15 protein-coding genes are annotated in these 15,340 nt (G+C 65.2%); 12 read left to right on the top strand and 3 right to left on the bottom strand.

Annotation, left to right across the window (positions count from 1 at the left end; translation table 11 throughout):
• The first annotated feature begins 33 nt into the window (after positions 1 to 33).
• From SCA01S_RS18510 to SCA01S_RS18495, 4 genes are read left to right on the top strand one after another with little or no spacing between them, the layout of a single operon-like run.
• Complete coding sequence (locus SCA01S_RS18510) at positions 34 to 978, top strand: fumarylacetoacetate hydrolase family protein (RefSeq protein WP_062788102.1); 945 nt, start codon at positions 34 to 36, stop codon at positions 976 to 978.
• The gene (locus SCA01S_RS18505; protein ID WP_062788100.1) at positions 971 to 1,630 is read left to right on the top strand and encodes an EthD domain-containing protein; all 660 of its coding nucleotides are present in this window, start codon (positions 971 to 973) and stop codon (positions 1,628 to 1,630) included. Before SCA01S_RS18510 ends, SCA01S_RS18505 begins: the two co-directional genes overlap by 8 nt.
• 19 nt (positions 1,631 to 1,649) lie before the next feature.
• Positions 1,650 to 2,159: a cupin domain-containing protein gene (locus tag SCA01S_RS18500; protein ID WP_022675237.1), complete on the top strand. Its 510-nt coding sequence runs from the start codon at positions 1,650 to 1,652 to the stop codon at positions 2,157 to 2,159.
• 4 nt (positions 2,160 to 2,163) lie between these two features.
• A complete protein-coding gene (locus tag SCA01S_RS18495; protein ID WP_022675236.1) occupies positions 2,164 to 2,919 on the top strand; it encodes an SDR family NAD(P)-dependent oxidoreductase in 756 nt (251 codons plus the stop codon).
• Positions 2,920 to 2,957: 38 nt separating this feature from the next.
• On the opposite strand, the gene SCA01S_RS18490 is transcribed toward SCA01S_RS18495, so the two are convergent.
• On the bottom strand, positions 2,958 to 3,752 hold the full coding sequence (locus SCA01S_RS18490; protein ID WP_062788098.1) for an SDR family NAD(P)-dependent oxidoreductase: 795 nt from the start codon (positions 3,750 to 3,752) through the stop codon (positions 2,958 to 2,960).
• Positions 3,753 to 3,992: 240 nt separating this feature from the next.
• Here SCA01S_RS18490 and SCA01S_RS18485 point away from each other — a divergent pair, with 240 nt between their 5' ends.
• Positions 3,993 to 5,150: an MFS transporter gene (locus SCA01S_RS18485; RefSeq protein ID WP_233251175.1), complete on the top strand. Its 1,158-nt coding sequence runs from the start codon at positions 3,993 to 3,995 to the stop codon at positions 5,148 to 5,150.
• Between the two features lie 17 nt (positions 5,151 to 5,167).
• Here SCA01S_RS18485 and SCA01S_RS18480 read toward each other — a convergent pair whose 3' ends face one another.
• A complete protein-coding gene (locus SCA01S_RS18480; protein ID WP_062788096.1) occupies positions 5,168 to 6,307 on the bottom strand; it encodes an FAD-dependent monooxygenase in 1,140 nt (379 codons plus the stop codon).
• Between the two features lie 149 nt (positions 6,308 to 6,456).
• On the opposite strand from SCA01S_RS18480, the gene SCA01S_RS18475 reads away from it, so the two are divergent.
• From SCA01S_RS18475 to SCA01S_RS18465, 3 genes are read left to right on the top strand one after another with little or no spacing between them, the layout of a single operon-like run.
• Positions 6,457 to 8,937, top strand: a complete 2,481-nt coding sequence (locus SCA01S_RS18475; protein WP_062788095.1) for a TonB-dependent receptor — start codon at positions 6,457 to 6,459, stop codon at positions 8,935 to 8,937.
• A 13-nt stretch (positions 8,938 to 8,950) separates the two neighbouring features.
• Positions 8,951 to 9,868, top strand: coding sequence for an NAD-dependent epimerase/dehydratase family protein (locus tag SCA01S_RS18470; protein ID WP_062788094.1), 918 nt, complete (start codon positions 8,951 to 8,953; stop codon positions 9,866 to 9,868).
• 18 nt (positions 9,869 to 9,886) lie between these two features.
• Entirely contained in the window at positions 9,887 to 10,888 is a 1,002-nt protein-coding gene (locus tag SCA01S_RS18465) for a LysR family transcriptional regulator (RefSeq protein ID WP_028657575.1), read from the top strand.
• 6 nt (positions 10,889 to 10,894) lie between these two features.
• Here SCA01S_RS18465 and SCA01S_RS18460 read toward each other — a convergent pair whose 3' ends face one another.
• Complete coding sequence (locus tag SCA01S_RS18460) at positions 10,895 to 11,320, bottom strand: winged helix-turn-helix transcriptional regulator (protein ID WP_022675229.1); 426 nt, start codon at positions 11,318 to 11,320, stop codon at positions 10,895 to 10,897.
• Between the two features lie 103 nt (positions 11,321 to 11,423).
• Here SCA01S_RS18460 and SCA01S_RS18455 point away from each other — a divergent pair, with 103 nt between their 5' ends.
• The 4 genes from SCA01S_RS18455 (at position 11,424) to SCA01S_RS18440 (ending at position 15,269) form a co-directional block, all read left to right on the top strand.
• Positions 11,424 to 12,236 carry an SDR family NAD(P)-dependent oxidoreductase gene (locus SCA01S_RS18455; RefSeq protein ID WP_022675228.1) on the top strand — a complete coding sequence of 271 codons (813 nt, stop codon included), beginning with the start codon at positions 11,424 to 11,426 and terminating at the stop codon, positions 12,234 to 12,236.
• Positions 12,233 to 13,822 (top strand): phytoene desaturase family protein, encoded by a 1,590-nt coding sequence (locus SCA01S_RS18450; RefSeq protein ID WP_062788092.1) that lies wholly within the window; start codon positions 12,233 to 12,235, stop codon positions 13,820 to 13,822. The genes SCA01S_RS18455 and SCA01S_RS18450 overlap by 4 nt, the downstream gene beginning before the upstream one ends.
• Positions 13,819 to 14,067 carry a hypothetical protein gene (locus SCA01S_RS18445; RefSeq protein ID WP_022675226.1) on the top strand — a complete coding sequence of 83 codons (249 nt, stop codon included), beginning with the start codon at positions 13,819 to 13,821 and terminating at the stop codon, positions 14,065 to 14,067. Before SCA01S_RS18450 ends, SCA01S_RS18445 begins: the two co-directional genes overlap by 4 nt.
• Before the next feature lie 98 nt (positions 14,068 to 14,165).
• Positions 14,166 to 15,269: a VOC family protein gene (locus tag SCA01S_RS18440; RefSeq protein ID WP_062788090.1), complete on the top strand. Its 1,104-nt coding sequence runs from the start codon at positions 14,166 to 14,168 to the stop codon at positions 15,267 to 15,269.
• Positions 15,270 to 15,340: the final 71 nt, after the last annotated feature.

Here is a 15,340-nt window from a genome sequence, read left to right as displayed (position 1 = left end):
GTTGCGAAACGAGAACTTGGAGAGACACGATCGATGCGCCTTGCCACCTTGCAGGATGGAACGCCGGATGGACGGCTCGTGGTCGTATCGCCAGATGGCCGGTCCCACGCGCCCGCGCCGGTGGGCACCTTGCAGGCCGCACTGGAGCAATGGACCGACGTTGCGCCGCAACTCGCGGCGATCACCACGTTTTCTGAGCCGCTCGACCCGGCGCAGGTGCTCGCCCCCCTGCCGCGCGCATGGCAATGGCTCGATGGCTCGGCGTTCCAGTCTCATGGCGATCTGATGGATGCCGTGCTCGGCATTACGCCGATCAAGACCGGCGCGCCGCTGATGTACCAGGGCACGTCGGATCGCTTCTACGCCCCGATCAGCGAGGTGAAGTTCCCCGACGAGGCGCTCGGCATCGATTTCGAGGGCGAATTCGGCGTAATCGTCGATGCCGTGCCGATGGGCACATCTGCTGCAGAGGCAATGAACCACATCCGGCTTGTCGTGCAGGTCAACGATTGGTCGCTGCGCACGCTCGCCGGGCCAGAAATGAAGACCGGGTTCGGCTGGGTCCAGGCCAAGCCCCCGTGCGGCATGGCGCCTTATGCCGTCACGCCCGATGAACTGGGCGATGCCTGGCGCGACGGACGCGTCTGCCTCGATCTTCGCGTGGACTGGAACGGCCAACGGTTTGGCGCTGCCAATGGCGAGCCGATGGGCCACGGCTTCCACGAACTCGTCGCCCATGCGGCGCGCACGCGCGATCTGGTGGCGGGCACGATCATCGGCTCGGGCACCGTATCCAACCCCAACTTCCGCGAGATCGGTTCTTCCTGCATTGCCGAGCGGCGCGGCATCGAAATGCTCGATCTGGGCGAAGCCAAGACGGCCTTCATGCGCTTTGGCGACAGCGTGCGCATGGAAGCAGTCGATGCGGCCGGCCGCGCGCCGTTCGGCGTGCTCAACCAGACCGTGGTCCGTGGCTGACGCCGCTCCCGCCGGCCCGGTCAAGCTGGTCATCCTGCCGCGCACGCAGCTGGGGCTTGGCCGCGCAGGGTTGCGCCGTCATCTCGAAACCGTGCACGGCCCGATGGTGGTGGCCGAGCCCGCAGTGTCGGGCGGTTTCACCGGCTATGTCCACCAATATGCGCAAGACCTTGCGGGCCTGCCGCTGCTCGATGATCGCGATGCGGTCACCGTGATCCGCTTTGCCGAACCCGCCGCCATGGCCGCGTCCAAGGCAAGCGAAGCCTATCGCCTGCGCGTTGGGCCCGATGAAGACAACTTCCGCGAACGGGATGGCTCGATCGCGCTTTTCGCTGCCGAACGCGTCGTGGCGCCCGGCGCTGATGATGCGCTGGCCAAGCTTCTGTTATTTCGTGCGGCGCGCGGCGTGGATATCGAGCGGTGGGCCTTGGCCCTGGCAGCGATCGCCGCGCGGGACGACGTCCACGGCGTGGTCACCAATCTCGCCCGCGTCGTCGAAGGCGATTTTCCGTTCACCCAGTTCGATGAAATCGGCCTTGCCGCCGGGGCCGATCCCACCGTGATTGCCGGCGTTCTTGCCGATCTGGCGGAGCCGGTGCTGGCTCCTGCGGCAACGCGCCACCTGCTGGTTGAACCCGTCCGTTTCATCTGATTAACTACGGAACATGCCCATGAATTCGCCAATCTCCGATTCCGGTCTTCCCCCTGTGCAGCGCGTTGTTACCGGCCATGATGCCAACGGCCGGGCGGTGTTCAAGTCAGAGGACGTGTCGCCCACCAAGCTGATCCCTTCGGGCGATGGGGCGTTCCTGCTGGTGTGGACCACGGCGACGGTGCCGGCCGACAACAATGACGAAACCGATGGGCGCCATCGTCCGGCGGGCCTCACGCTCAACGGCGGCTCGGTCATCCGCATCGTCGACATGCTGCCGGGCAAGGAAAGCCCGATGCACCGCACCAACTCGATCGACTATGGCATCGTGCTGGAGGGTGAGATCGAGCTGGAACTGGACGACGGCGCGAAGCGCACGATCGGCCAGGGCGGCATCATCGTCCAGCGCGGCACCAATCACCTGTGGCGCAACACCACCGACAAGCCCTGCCGCATTGCCTTCATCCTGATCGAGGCCCCGGCCTATCTCCACAACGGCCAGCCGCTGCCCGAAGACAAGCCGGACTGAGGCCATGTTCGATCTGTCGGGCAAATGCGCGATCGTCACCGGCTCAACCCGGGGCATCGGCCTGGCGATCGCGCAGGCGCTGATCGCGCTAGGGGCGCAGGTCGTCATCTCCAGCGAAAGCGCGGCCGACACGGCCCGCGTTGCTGCCGATCTTGGCATGCCCGGCATGGCTTGCGATGTTACCGACGATGCCGCGCAGGCGGCGCTGGTCGATTTCGCGCTGGCCCGATGCGGGCGGCTCGACATTCTGGTGTGCAATGCCGGGATCACCGGCCGCCCCGGCGGCTTTGCCGATCTGGCCATGGATGATTACGCCCAGGTCATGGCGATCAACCTGCGCAGCCAGGTCGTGCTGTGCAACCTGGCGCTGCCGCATATTGCCGCAGCGCCGGGCGGCGCTGGTGCAGCGGTGCTGGTCGCCAGCCTTGCCGGCCTGCGCGGCAATGGGCGGATCAATGCCTATGCCCTGGCCAAAGCCGGGGTGGCGCAGCTGGCGCGCAACCTGGCGGTGGAATGGGGGCCGCGCGGTGTGCGCGTCAACGCCGTATCGCCTGGCTTTGTCGCCACCGAACTGTCGCAGCCCTTGCTCGACAACGCCGATTTCATGGCCCGCCGCATGGCCATGACGCCGCTGCGCCGCCCTGGTACCCCTGCCGAGATCGCGGGCGCGGTTGCCTTCCTTGCCAGCCCCGCTGCCGGGTTCGTCACCGGCCACAATCTCGTCGCCGATGGCGGCACCCTGATCAGCGACGGCAGCTGACACCGCGCGATCTGCCGGGAAAGGTCAGCCGCGCTGCTTCACCACGCGGTCGAGCCGGCGTCCACGCGGAAATCCGCCCCGGTAATATAGCCTGCCTCGTCCGAACACAGGAACGTCGCCGTCCAGGCGATATCCTCGGGCTGGCCGATGCGCTTGATCATCATCTTTTCCAGCGCAAACGCTTCGAACCCGGGATCTGACGCCATGTGCCGCGCGGTTTGCTGGGTCAGGATCAGGCCGGGCGAGATCGTGTTGGCGCGGATGCCGTGGGGCGCGCCTTCCATCGCCAACTGGCGCGTCATCGCCATCACGCCGCCCTTGCCCGCGCAGTGCGCCAGCGCCGGGGAGCCGTTGAGCGCCACGTGCGCATTGGCCGAGGCGAAATTGACGATCGCCGCGCGTCCGCTCGCCTTCAGCCAGGGCCAGGCCGCGTGCGTGCAGAGAAACACGATGTCGAGTTCGCCGCGCAGGGTATGCTGCCACTGCGCATAGGTCATCGTGTCGATCCAGTTGAACACAGCCATCGCCGCTGCCGGTACCAGCGCATCGATCCGTCCCGCCTCGCTGCCGATCGTCGTGATCGCCTGCTGCACCGCTGCCTCGTCCAGCAGGTCTATCGGCCAGGCCCGTACGGCCCCGCCGGTTTCCTCGGCCAGCGCGCCAATGCCTGCCGCATCGATATCCAGCGCGTGCACGGTTGCCCCTTGCGCCGCAAACATCCGCGCGATCCCGCGTCCAATGCCGGCGCCCGCGCCGGTCACCACGGCCACGCGCCCTGCCAACCGCCGCTGTCCGCGGGCCAGATCCGAAAAGGGCGTTTCGGCAAGGGTCATGGTCTTTTTCCTCTCCATCGCAGGTGTGGCCCTGCCGTTGTCCGATCCTAGCATCCCCTGTTCCGCGCATGGATTTCGCTTTTTGGATGCATTGCCATCGGTCCTGTCGCGCCTATCGACAAGACCGATCGATTGCGCCCTGCGCTATCAATTGGACGCGCTCTGCGCTGCCGGGAATGGTCTCGGGCTCATAAGCCAGGAAAGAGCATGCACGTGGAGAGACAACAGCAAGCCGGTACGATGACGGGAATATCCCTGCTGTTGCCGATTACCCTCACGACCATGGCGGTGGTTCTGCTCGCGCCGGTCCTGCCGCGCCTCATGGCGGAATATGCCCATGTTCCGGGCCACGATTATCTCGTGCCCATGGTCCTGACCCTGCCGTCGCTGTGCGTCGCCTTGTTGTGCCCGGTCGCAGGGCTGCTGGGCGATCGCTTTGGCCGGCGTCGCCTGCTGCTGATGGCGTTCGTGCTCTATGCGGTGGTCGGCATGGCGCCGCTGGTCTTGACCAGCCTCTGGGCCATTCTCGCCTCGCGCGTTGCGGTCGGGATCGCCGAAGCGCTGATCTACGTGCTCTCGACCACCATGATCGGCGATTACTTTACCGGCCCGGCGCGCGATCGCTGGCTGGCCGGGCAAACCGCCTTTGCCTCGGTCTCTGCCTTGCTGTTCTTCAATCTTGGCGGCGTGCTCGGCGATTTCGGCTGGCGCACCTCGTTCTGGGTCTATGGCGCGGCGCTGATCATGTTCGCCATGGTCTGGCGCTATACCTGGGATACCGAGCCCGCTGCCGCTACGCCCAAGGCATCTTCCGCGCCGGCGGCGGCGTCCAGCCCCTGGGGCCGCCTCGCGGTCATCGTGGCGATTACCATCTATGGCTCGGTGTTCTTTTACACCGTGCAGATCCAGGCTTCGTCGGGTCTGGTCCAGCTTGGCCTTGTCAGCGCCGCGCGCATCGGCCTGTTCACCTCGCTCGCCAGCCTGGGCGTGCCGCTGGGCACGTTCGTCTACACGCGTATCGCGGGGCAGGGGCCGCTGCGCCTGCTCTGTGCCGAATTTGCGCTGATCGCAGCAGGCTTTGCCATCATGGGGCACAGCACGAGCGTGCCGATGTTCCTGGCGGGTTGCTTCGTCAACCAGGTCGGTGGGGGCATGCTGCTGCCCACGCTGCTGGTCTGGTCGATCAGCCTGCTGCCCTATGAGGTGCGGGCGCGGGGCACGGGCGTGTGGCAATCGTCCTTTGCGCTGGGCCAATGGCTCAGCCCACTGGTGGTGACGGCCCTGTCGCTGCACTGGGGTGGATTGATGCCGGCCTTTGCCGTGCTTGGCCACGCGGCCCTGGCCGGGCTGGGCGTTGCCGTAGCGGCGCTCGTGGTGTCACGCCGCGCCGCCACCTGACTTTTTACGCTTCGGGATCAGTAGGGCGCGTTCAGCCGGTGCAGCGCGCCTTCCAGCATCTTGGCGTGGATTTGCGGGTCACCGTTTTCCAGTTGCAACTGGCCCACGGCTACGCTGGTCTCGATCACGTCGCGGCAACGGTCAAAGCGCCGTTCCTGATAGGCGCGCAGCCCGCTGGCCACGTCCGGCGTCCGCGCCAGCTCTTCGGCCAGCACGATGCCGCTTTCCACCGCCATCCCGGCGCCTGATGCCAGGTGCGGCGTGGTCGCGTGCACGGCATCGCCCACCAGCACGATCCGCCCGTTGAACCAGTCACGCGGCTGCAGCACGGCGGCGAGCGGGCGATAGTTGATCCAGTCCTCGCGCGTCATCGTGTCGCGAATCCACCCGGCATTGCCGCCGAAGTCGCGCAGCAGCTCCTTGAGCGTGACGAACAGCTCTTCCTCGTTCATGTGCTGCTCGCGCTCCACATGCGCGGTAAGCATCCACAGATAGATCTTGTCGGGCGCGCAGGGGGTGATCCCCGCCGGATTGGCATGGCCCAGAAAGAACTCGCTGGCGTTGAGCCCCGGCGGCTTGGCGATCGAGATGCGCCAGCATCCCTGGCCGGTCGGCTGTGCCGGGCCCATGTGCGGAAAGGCGATGCTGCGCACGCCCGAAGCGACGCTGTCTGCCCCCACTACCATGTCATAGCGGCCTTCCGTTCCGTTGGAAAAGCGCACGTCGACCCCATCGTCGCGGTTCTCCAGCGCGGACACGGTCAGGCCCAGCTGGACCGGGATCTGCAGTTCGGTAACCCGGCGCTGCATGATGTGGTGCAGGATCGGCCGCATGATCCCGCCGGTTGCGGGCAGGCCTTCCTCGATTACCGGCTCTTCCAGGTCGAGGATGTGGTGGCCGTCATAGCGGAACAGGCGCGTCTTGCTGGTGATGGCGCCCTGCTGCTTGATCTGTTCGAGCAGACCAAGCTGGCGGTACGCGCGCAGGGTGGGGCCGGTGATGGTGATCCCGGCGCCATAGACCCGCCATTCCGGGTCGAGATCGATCAGGTCGACCTTCACTCCCCGCTCGGCCAGGCTGATCGCCGTTGCCATGCCGCCGATACCGCCGCCAACGACAAGCGCCGTTGCGATGCTGCTGATTGTCTCCCGGTTCATAGGGGGCATGACCTAACGAAGCGGACACACTGTACAAATCCGAACTGTGGATAGGGATCTATCGATTCAATCGGTAAGATATTTGCGGCGGGCCGGGCTAACCGCAAGATCAAGCAATTCAAGCGCCACATTTACGGGGAGGAAAAACCATGCGCACCCTTCTGCTCGCCACGAGCGCCCTGGCCATTGTCGCCACGCCGGCATTCGCGGCCGAAACGCGCGCCCAGGACCAGCCTGCAACGGCCACGGCTACGGCGACCGCCGCAGCTCCGGCGGACAATGGCGGGATCGGCGAAATCATCGTCACCGCCCAGCGCCGCGAGGAATCGCTGCAAAAGGCTGGGCTCGCGATCGATGCCGTCACCGGCAACGATCTGGCCCAGCGCGGCATCACCTCGTCGGCCGACATCACCAAGGCGGTGCCCTCGCTTTCGATCCCGCAGCCCGGCGGCAATATCGCCTCGATCTTCATTCGCGGCGTCGGCAACATCACCACCAGCAGCTACAACGATCCGGCGGTCACCCCCAGCTATGATGGCGTGGTGCTTGGCCGCGGCGGCGGCGTGTTCGGCGCGGCGTTCTATGACCTGCAGCGCGTGGAAGTGCTCAAGGGGCCGCAGGGCATCCTCTATGGTCGCAACGCGACCGGCGGCGCGGTCAACATCATTCCGGCCCATCCTGAAATCGGCCGCAATTCGATGGGCTTCAACATTTCTGCCGGCAATTACAATGCCGTGGATGCCGATGCCCACGTCAACCTGGCCACCAGCGCCAATTCCGCGTTGCGCGTAAGCGGAGCCTATTCCACCCACGATGGCTACAACCGCGATGGCACCGACGATGCCAAGCGCGGCTCGCTGCGCGCGCAGTTCCTGGTCGAGCCGAGCAGCGACCTGTCGGTGCGCATCGGCGCCGACTACACCCACCTGGGCGGCCGTGGCGCGGGCGGCAGCTATATCGGCGGGTATATTCCTGGCCCCACGGGCTATAGCTTCTTCCCCGCCAACCTGGATTCGAGCGAGGGTTTCAACACCCCTGCCGCCAACGCTTTCCGTGCGCAGAACATCGGCGCGCCGGCTTTCGGCTTCCTGAGCGCAATGAACCAGGATCAGCGGCAGGACAGCACCTATTGGGGCGTCAATGCCGAAATCAACTGGAAGACCGGCATCGGCAAGCTGACGGTGATCCCGGCCTATCGCGAAAGCAGCGACAATTCCTTCTTCTATGGTCCGGCTTTCAACGTGGCCCACACCGTCGAAAAGGTGAAGCAGACCAGCCTGGAAGCCCGCCTTTCCGGCAAGACCGGGATGCTCGACTATGTGCTGGGCGCCTACTACTTCAATGAAAAGATCAAGGCCAACGACGAGTATAACCAGGAATTCGTGCTGCCGATCGTGGATTATCGCCACAAGACCGACAGCTATGCCGCGTTCGGCCAGTTGACCGCCCATGTGTCCGACCGGTTCCGGTTGATCGGCGGCGCGCGCTATACCCACGACAAGAAGTCGATCGATGGGTTGATCAACAACTTTATCACGTTCTGCGGCGGGCCGCCCCCCGCGTTGATCACGCCGCCGGCCTCGTTCGGCGCTGGCTGCGCCACGCCGGGCAACATGCCCTATTATCCCAATTTCCTGAACACCGGCGACACGATCAACTGGCTCAAGTCGAACGGCTGGATCGCTGGCAACAGCACCAACCAGCCCGGCTACCAGGTATTTCCGCTGGTCAATGGCGTCGGCGCCATTCTCAAGACCTACAACCCCGTCGTCGATAGCAGGACCTATTCGCGCGTAACGTGGAAGGCCTCGGCCGAATTCGATGTCACGCCCACCAGCCTGCTCTACGCCACAGCGGAATCCGGTTATCGCGCCGGCGGCCTGCAGATGACCGAGAGCAAGACCTCGTACCTGCCCGAGTTCATCACCGCCTACACCATCGGATCAAAGAACCGGTTCTTCGATAATCACGTCCAGCTCAATCTCGAGGGCTTCCTGTGGAAGTACCGCGACCAGCAGATCACCTATTTCACCGTTGACACCAGCGGCACCCTGATCAGCTCGAACGAGAACGCCGGCCGTTCCACGATCAAGGGCTTCGACGCCGATCTCGTGGTCAAGCCCACCCGTGGCACCACGCTCAGCGCCAAGGTCCAGTACCTCGATACCAAGTACAACGACCTCCACCTCTATACCGCCTCGCCGCGTGACAACATCGGTTGCCCGTTCACCTATACCGGGGCCGTCGCTGGCGGTGCGCCGGTCAAGGACTTCAACTGCTCGGGCAATCCGCTGCTGTTCAGCCCGAAGTGGACGGTCAACCTCGGCGCCGAGCAGGTGGTGCCGCTCAACGCCGACGTCGAACTGGTGGCCAACGTCAACACTGCCTGGCGCGACAGCCAGTGGGGCGCTTTCGAATATCTCGATTTCGAGCGCATTCCCGCCTACTGGACGACCGACGCGTCGCTGACGGTGCGCGCCGCCAACGGAAGCCTGGCGCTTACCGGCTTTGTTCGCAACATCGAGAACAAGCGCCGCGACCTTGCGCCGCAGGCTTCGCCGCTCGGCATGGCCGTCGGGCACTTTTCCGCCCCGCGGACCTGGGGCCTGCGCCTTTCCGGCAATTTCTAAGGAGCGTTTCGCAATGCATATCGTGGTGACGGGCGCTGGCGGTTTTGTCGGTCGGGCATTGGTCGGCAGGCTGGTCGGCGCCGGCCACGAGGTTACCGGGCTCGATACCATGCCCGCCGATCTGCCCGCGCCGGCGCGGCTGATCGTGGGGGACATGGGCGATGTTGCCGTGCGGGGGGCGGCACTGGCGCAGGGGTGCGATGCGCTGGTCCACCTCGCCACGGTGCCCGGCGGCGCGGCAGAAGCCGATCCCGCGCTGTCGCGGCGCATCAACGTCGATGCGATGTATGACCTGCTGCTCGAGGCGGCCGCGCTCAATCCCGGCCTGCGCGTGGTCTATGCCAGTTCGATCGCGGTGTTCGGCGATCCGTTCCCGGCGCAGGTGGACGATGGTACCCCGCTCAGCCCCAAGATGATCTACGGCGGGCACAAGGCGATGATGGAGCATGCCGTCGCGATGTTTTCCAACCGCGGCCTGATCGATGGCGTCACCGTTCGCCTGTCGGGCATTCTGGCCCGGCCCAAGGGACCGTCAGGATTGAAATCGGCCTTCATTTCCAACCTGTTCCATGCGCTCAAGGCCGGCGAGCGCTTTGTCTGCCCGGTCTCGGCCGAGGGAACGATCTGGGGGCAATCGGTGACGCGCTGCGTCGACAACCTGGTCCATGCCCTGAACCTCGACAGTGGGCTGATGCCGAACACCCGCGTGGTGACGCTTCCGGCATTGCGCGTTGCCATGGGCGATCTGGCCGGGGAAATCGCCCGCCAGTGCGGGATGGCGGCCGATCTGGTCAGTTACCAGCCCGATCCATCGCTCGAAGCAGCCTTTGCCGCGCAGCCCCCGCTGACCACGGCAGCGGCGGACCGCGCCGGTTTTGCACACGATGGCGATGCTGCTACACTCGTCTCCAACGCCCTCGCAATGATCTGAGGGGCGAGGGAGATGGCGATGCGCTACGGAAGGCTCGATCTCAACCTGCTCGTGGCGCTCGACGTGCTGTTGACCGAACGCAGCGTCAGCCTGGCGGCCGATCGGCTGTGCCTGTCGCAATCCGCCACCTCCAGCGCGCTGGGGCGCCTGCGCGAGTATTTCGAGGACGAACTGCTGGTGGTGAAGGGCAGGGCGATGATCCTCACTGCGCGGGCGGAAGAACTGATCGAGCCGGTGCGCGCCGTGCTCGAACAGATCCGCACCACCGTGGCGGTCGCGCCGCCCTTCGATCCTGCCACTGCCGACCGCACCATTCGCATGATGGCCTCGGACTATTCCACCGAAGTGCTGCTCACCCGCGTGCTGGCCGATCTCGAAAAGGATGCGCCGCATCTGCGTTTCGAGATCCAGCCGATGAACGACAGCCCGATCGAAGCGATCGAGCGCGGACACATCGACCTGTTGCTTACCATCGATATCGCGATCTCGGCCGATCATCCCAGCCAGGTCCTGTTCGAAGACGATTACGTCGTGGTGGGCGATGCCGCCAATCCGGCCATGGCGCAGCCGATGACGCGTGACCTGTATCTCGAGTTGGGCCACGTCACGCCCCGTTTCGGCAAGTCGCGGGTTTCCGCGTTCGAGGATTGGTTCATGCGGCGCCAGAAGCAGCAGCGGCGGGTAGAAGTCATCGCGCCCTCGTTCCTGTCGTTGCCCGGCCTTATCCTCGGCACCAAGCGCATCGCCACCATGCACCGCCGCATGGCGGAAATCGTCGTTGGCGCGATGCCCCTGGTCATGCGGGAAGTTCCGTTCGACATCCCGCCGATCCGCGAAGCGATCCAGTGGAACATCGCCAACAACAACGACCGCGCCTTGCGCTGGGTGGTCGAACGCCTCCAGGCGGCCGCGGGTGCGAAGGCAGATGTGGCGGACAATGTCGTGCCACTGCCCAGCGCCGCCAAGATCGCTCTTGATGAAATCGAAGTGCAATACCGGATGAACCATCCCCAGCACTGATGCAGACTAACTGTCTGTGGCGTCGAACCTTTCGCGCGCCAGCCGGATATTGTCCGCGCGGGTGTTGATCCAGTCGATCAGGGCGCGCGCCTGGCCGTGGAGGTCGCGGCCCAGTGGCGTGAGGCGATAGCTCACTTTCGGCGGGACCGAGCCAGTAATTGTGCGCGCCACAAAGCCGTCACGCTCCAGCGTGCGCAGCTTCAGGGTCAGCACGCGCTGCGATATCGCCTGCTCGGCAGACAGCTGGCCCAGCGTTCGGCGCAGGTCGGCATGGCGCCATTCGCCCGTTTCCAAGACCAGCAGGATCAGCGTGGACCAGCGGTCGCCCAGCAAGCCCATCACTTCGCGCGCGGGGTCATCGCGATGCTTGCCATGCGCGGTCATCTCGGCGGCCAGCCGCGCGATGGCCTGGTGCAATGGCGCGCTGTCCAACTCGGCCTCCCCCGCCTGTCATGGGCACAAAAAAGTGCCGTCTTCCGCTTTGTCACCATCACCATAAAACGGCCTGACACAACCGAACAGGGAGAGAATGCGCATGACCGCAGATGCCATTGCCATGGACGGCAAGGTTGCCATCATCACCGGCGGGGCTGGCGGAATCGGCGAGGCGACTGCCCGCCTGCTGACCGCGCGCGGCGCCCGCGTGGCGCTGGCCGACATTGCCGTTGCGCGCGCCACTGCGCTCGCCGCGCAATTGCCCGGTGCCATCGCGGTGCCGCTCGACCTGGCCGACGAAGCATCGATCCAGGCGATGGTCGGGCAGGTTGTCGCCCACTTTGGCCGGCTCGATGTGCTGCACAACAATGCCGCGCTGCTGGGGCCCGAGGTGGCGCGCAACGATGGCGACGTGGAACGCATGGACACAGACTTGTGGGACCGCACCTATGCGGTCAACGTGCGCGGCACCATGATGGCCTGCCGCGCCGCGCTGCCCGCGCTGCGCGAAAGCCGCGGCTGCATCGTCAACACCGTCAGCAACCTGGCGCTGCAGGGCCATCTCATCCAGGCAGCCTATTCCAGCAGCAAGGCGGCCGTCATCCAGCTGACCCGCGCCATTGCTGCCAGCCATGGCCGCGCCGGCGTGCGCTGCAACGCGGTGGCGCCTGGCATGACAATGACGCCGGCGCTGCGCGAGGCGTTTCCCCCGGCCCTGCGCCAACTGGTAGAGGACGAAACCCTGCGCGATCGCCTTGGCGAGCCAGAGGATATTGCCGAGTCCGTGGCCTTCCTGGCCAGTGATGCTGCGCGCAACATTACCGGCCAGGTGCTGGTCTGCGATGGCGGCAGCGCATCGCATGTCCCCGGGCTTGCCGGGTTCCGCGCCTTTCTGGGGGAGGAGCCGGCATGAGCCAGCATGACATCGTCGTGATGGGGGCGGGGCACAACGGCCTCGTCGCCGCGGCCTACATGGCCAAGGCCGGCAAGAAGGTCCTCGTGCTCGAACGCAAGCCGCACTACGGCGGCGGCGTGTCCACGCGGGAATTGCTGCACCCCGGCTTCTGGCACGATGAACATTCCAACGTGCACATCATGATCCAGGGCAACCCCATGCTGCGCGAAGACGAGCTGGGTCTGCTCGCGAAGTTCGGGCTCGAATATATCTATCCCGATCTCGTCCACGTCTCGATCTGGGAAGACGGCACCGTGATCCGGTCCTACAAGGATCTCGATCGCACCTGCGAGGAACTCGCCCGCGTCGCCGGTGACAAGGACGCCGAAGCCTATCGCCGCTTTGTCGGCATGAGTACCACGGCACTGCCCATGCTGATGAGCGGGATGTATGCCCCGCCGTTTCCGCTCGGCGCGTTCGTGGCGATGATGGATCAGTCGGACGAAGGCCGCTTCCTGCTCGATCTCATGCAGCGCAGCGCGCTCGATATCGTCGATCATTACTTTGATAGCGAATTGCTCAAGCTGCACATCGTGCGCATGGTCACCGAAAACCTGCAGATGCCCGATGAGCTCGGCACCGGCATGGGCGCTTTCGTCATGCCCGGCATCGTCCACAGCTTCGGCTGTTCGATGCCGAAAGGCGGCTCGGGCCAGCTCAGCCACGCTCTGGTGCGCGCCATCGAGCATTTTGGCGGCGAAGTGCGCTGCAACGCCGAGGTGCGTCGCGTGATCGTCTCGGGCGGCAGGGCCACCGGGCTCGAACTGCGCGACGGCGAATGCGTGATGGCCCGCGATGGCGTGATCGGCGCGATCCACCCGCATGTCCTGCGCACGTTCGTGGCAGAAGCGCCCGAGCCGGTCTTGCAGCGCGCCGAACGCGTTACCCAGTCCACCTTCTCGATCAACCTCACGCACCTGACGCTGAAGGAACGCCTGCAACTGCGTGTTGGCAATGATTGCAACGCGATGATGACCGAGTTGATGGACTTCTACACCGTGCGCGACATGCAGCTGGAATACGACAAGCTGCGCCGTGGCGAGGTGAGCGCGCGCCTGATCGCGGGCGGTGACAACACTATCTTCGATCCCAGCCGCGCGCCGGCCGGGGCCGGGGTGTTCTATGGCGTCAACTTCGCGCCGTATGACCTGCACCCCCGCGGCCCGCAATCGTGGGACACCTGCAAGGACGAGGTGGCCGACCGCGCGCTGGCGCAATACCGCAAGTTCTACGCCAACCTGAGCGATGACAACATCACCGGCCGCCTCGTGCGCTCGCCGCTCGACCACGAGCGTGACAGCCCCGCGAGCTTCGTGCGCGGGGATATCCACGGCTGCGCGCCGTTCTTCTACCAATCCGCGGGCCACCGCCCCACGCCTGACCTGGGCGCGCTGCGCGTGCCGGAGGTGGAGGGCCTCTACCTCGTCGGCCCGTTCATGCACCCCGGCGGCGGCGTGTTCGGGGCCGGGCGCGCCACGGCGATCCAGATGATGGATGACCTGGGAATGGACTACGACCGGATTTGCGGAAGGGCCGTGCAATGACCAACTTGCCGAACAAGGGCGCGGCCAAGGCGCGCGTCGCCCGGATTCTTGACGCCAACGACAAGGAACTCATGGCCATCCGCAAGATCGAGGCGGACGGCAACACCCTGGTGATCCGCGGCAAGATCTTCGGCGCGATGCCGATGGTTGCCCGGCTCACCCCGGCCGAAGCCCGCGCCGCGCTGCGCCTGCTCGATCTCAGGACGGTGCTGTTCCTGCTCACCCTGCTGTTCCGCCGCAACTGATCCATCCGTGCGGTGAATAGCTTGGTTGCCGAAACATCGGTTTCCGCGCCGCAGCTATCCACGGCATGAAGGTCAGTGACAGATTCTGCGGAGACCCCATGCCGATCGCATCCAGCCCCCTTTCGTCCACATCCGCCATCCTTGGCGTTGAAAGCGTCATCTTCGGCGTGGCCGATCTTGCCGAACACACCCGCTTCTGGGCAGATTTCGGCCTGCCGCTCGAAAGCACGGGCGAGCATGAAAGCGTTTTCCGCCTGCAATCGGGCAGCCGCGTGATCGTGGTGCGCCATGGCGATCCGCGCCTGCCTGTGCCCGATCCATTTGCTGGTGACGGCATCAAGGAAACCGTCTGGGGTGTCGATACGGCTGAAAACCTCGAGCGCATCGCTGCCAGCCTCGCGACCGAGGTGGCCGTGACCCGCGATGCCGATGGCACCGTCCATTGCGTCTGCCCCGATGGCCAGCCGATCGCGCTGCGTGTCTGGGCCAAGCGCGCCGTCGTGTCGGAAGCGAGCCCGGTCAATACGCCGTCGAGCTGGCCGCGCTTCAACCAGCACCGCATCTGGCGCAAGCGCGCCATTCCCAAGACGATCAACCACGTCGTCTTTTTCTCGCCCGACTATGTCGGCAGCTTCGAATTCTACGAACGCCACCTCGGCTTCCGCTATGTCGATCACTCAAAGGGCACCGGCATCTTCGCCCGCGCCGGCGGCACGTTCGAGCATCACTCGATCTTCTGGGTGAACTGCGACCTGCCAATCGCGCCGGACCATTTCAAGTTCATGCACATCGCCTTTGGCTGCGATGATATCGACGAGGTCATGCTCGGCGCCAATATCATGGACAACCGCGGCTGGAAGAACACCACGATGAACACCAGCGGCGGCATCTCGCGCCACCGCATTTCCTCGGCGATCTATTACTATTGCGAAATGCCTGGCCACGCCGGCGAGGCCGAATACCACGCCGACACCGATTATCTCGACGATGCCTGGGTGCCGCGCGCGTGGGACTTCAAGTTCGGTTCGCTGTTTTGGGCGGCCAATGCCCCGGCGATCTTCCGCGGCGACAACATCCCCTGGGACATGACCTTCGATGCCGATCGCAAGAGCTTTGACGCCTATCGCCGTGCCAAGCCCGGCAAGCAGCCGATCGAGGGCGACCTGGCCAATCTGACTGCAGACGACGAACACGCGATCTGACGGTGCGGGCAGGCGGCCGCAATGCCGCCTGCCATCGCGGCGCGACATTTTGTCCTGATGACAATGCCCAT

It is taken from the genome of Novosphingobium capsulatum NBRC 12533 (genome assembly GCF_001598375.1).
GTDB classification, from domain to species: domain Bacteria; phylum Pseudomonadota; class Alphaproteobacteria; order Sphingomonadales; family Sphingomonadaceae; genus Novosphingobium; species Novosphingobium capsulatum.
This window is presented reverse-complemented; position numbering and strand designations above follow the sequence as displayed.

Coding starts and splice junctions, on each gene's coding strand:
- SCA01S_RS18450 (WP_062788092.1), top strand. CDS start 12,233: ATGAGCCAGCATGACATCGTCGTGATGGGGGCGGGGCACAACGGCCTC.
- SCA01S_RS18445 (WP_022675226.1), top strand. CDS start 13,819: ATGACCAACTTGCCGAACAAGGGCGCGGCCAAGGCGCGCGTCGCCCGG.
- SCA01S_RS18495 (WP_022675236.1), top strand. CDS start 2,164: ATGTTCGATCTGTCGGGCAAATGCGCGATCGTCACCGGCTCAACCCGG.
- SCA01S_RS18470 (WP_062788094.1), top strand. CDS start 8,951: ATGCATATCGTGGTGACGGGCGCTGGCGGTTTTGTCGGTCGGGCATTG.
- SCA01S_RS18480 (WP_062788096.1), bottom strand. CDS start 6,307: ATGAACCGGGAGACAATCAGCAGCATCGCAACGGCGCTTGTCGTTGGC.
- SCA01S_RS18455 (WP_022675228.1), top strand. CDS start 11,424: ATGACCGCAGATGCCATTGCCATGGACGGCAAGGTTGCCATCATCACC.
- SCA01S_RS18475 (WP_062788095.1), top strand. CDS start 6,457: ATGCGCACCCTTCTGCTCGCCACGAGCGCCCTGGCCATTGTCGCCACG.
- SCA01S_RS18485 (WP_233251175.1), top strand. CDS start 3,993: ATGACGGGAATATCCCTGCTGTTGCCGATTACCCTCACGACCATGGCG.
- SCA01S_RS18440 (WP_062788090.1), top strand. CDS start 14,166: ATGCCGATCGCATCCAGCCCCCTTTCGTCCACATCCGCCATCCTTGGC.
- SCA01S_RS18465 (WP_028657575.1), top strand. CDS start 9,887: ATGCGCTACGGAAGGCTCGATCTCAACCTGCTCGTGGCGCTCGACGTG.
- SCA01S_RS18490 (WP_062788098.1), bottom strand. CDS start 3,752: ATGACCCTTGCCGAAACGCCCTTTTCGGATCTGGCCCGCGGACAGCGG.
- SCA01S_RS18500 (WP_022675237.1), top strand. CDS start 1,650: ATGAATTCGCCAATCTCCGATTCCGGTCTTCCCCCTGTGCAGCGCGTT.
- SCA01S_RS18510 (WP_062788102.1), top strand. CDS start 34: ATGCGCCTTGCCACCTTGCAGGATGGAACGCCGGATGGACGGCTCGTG.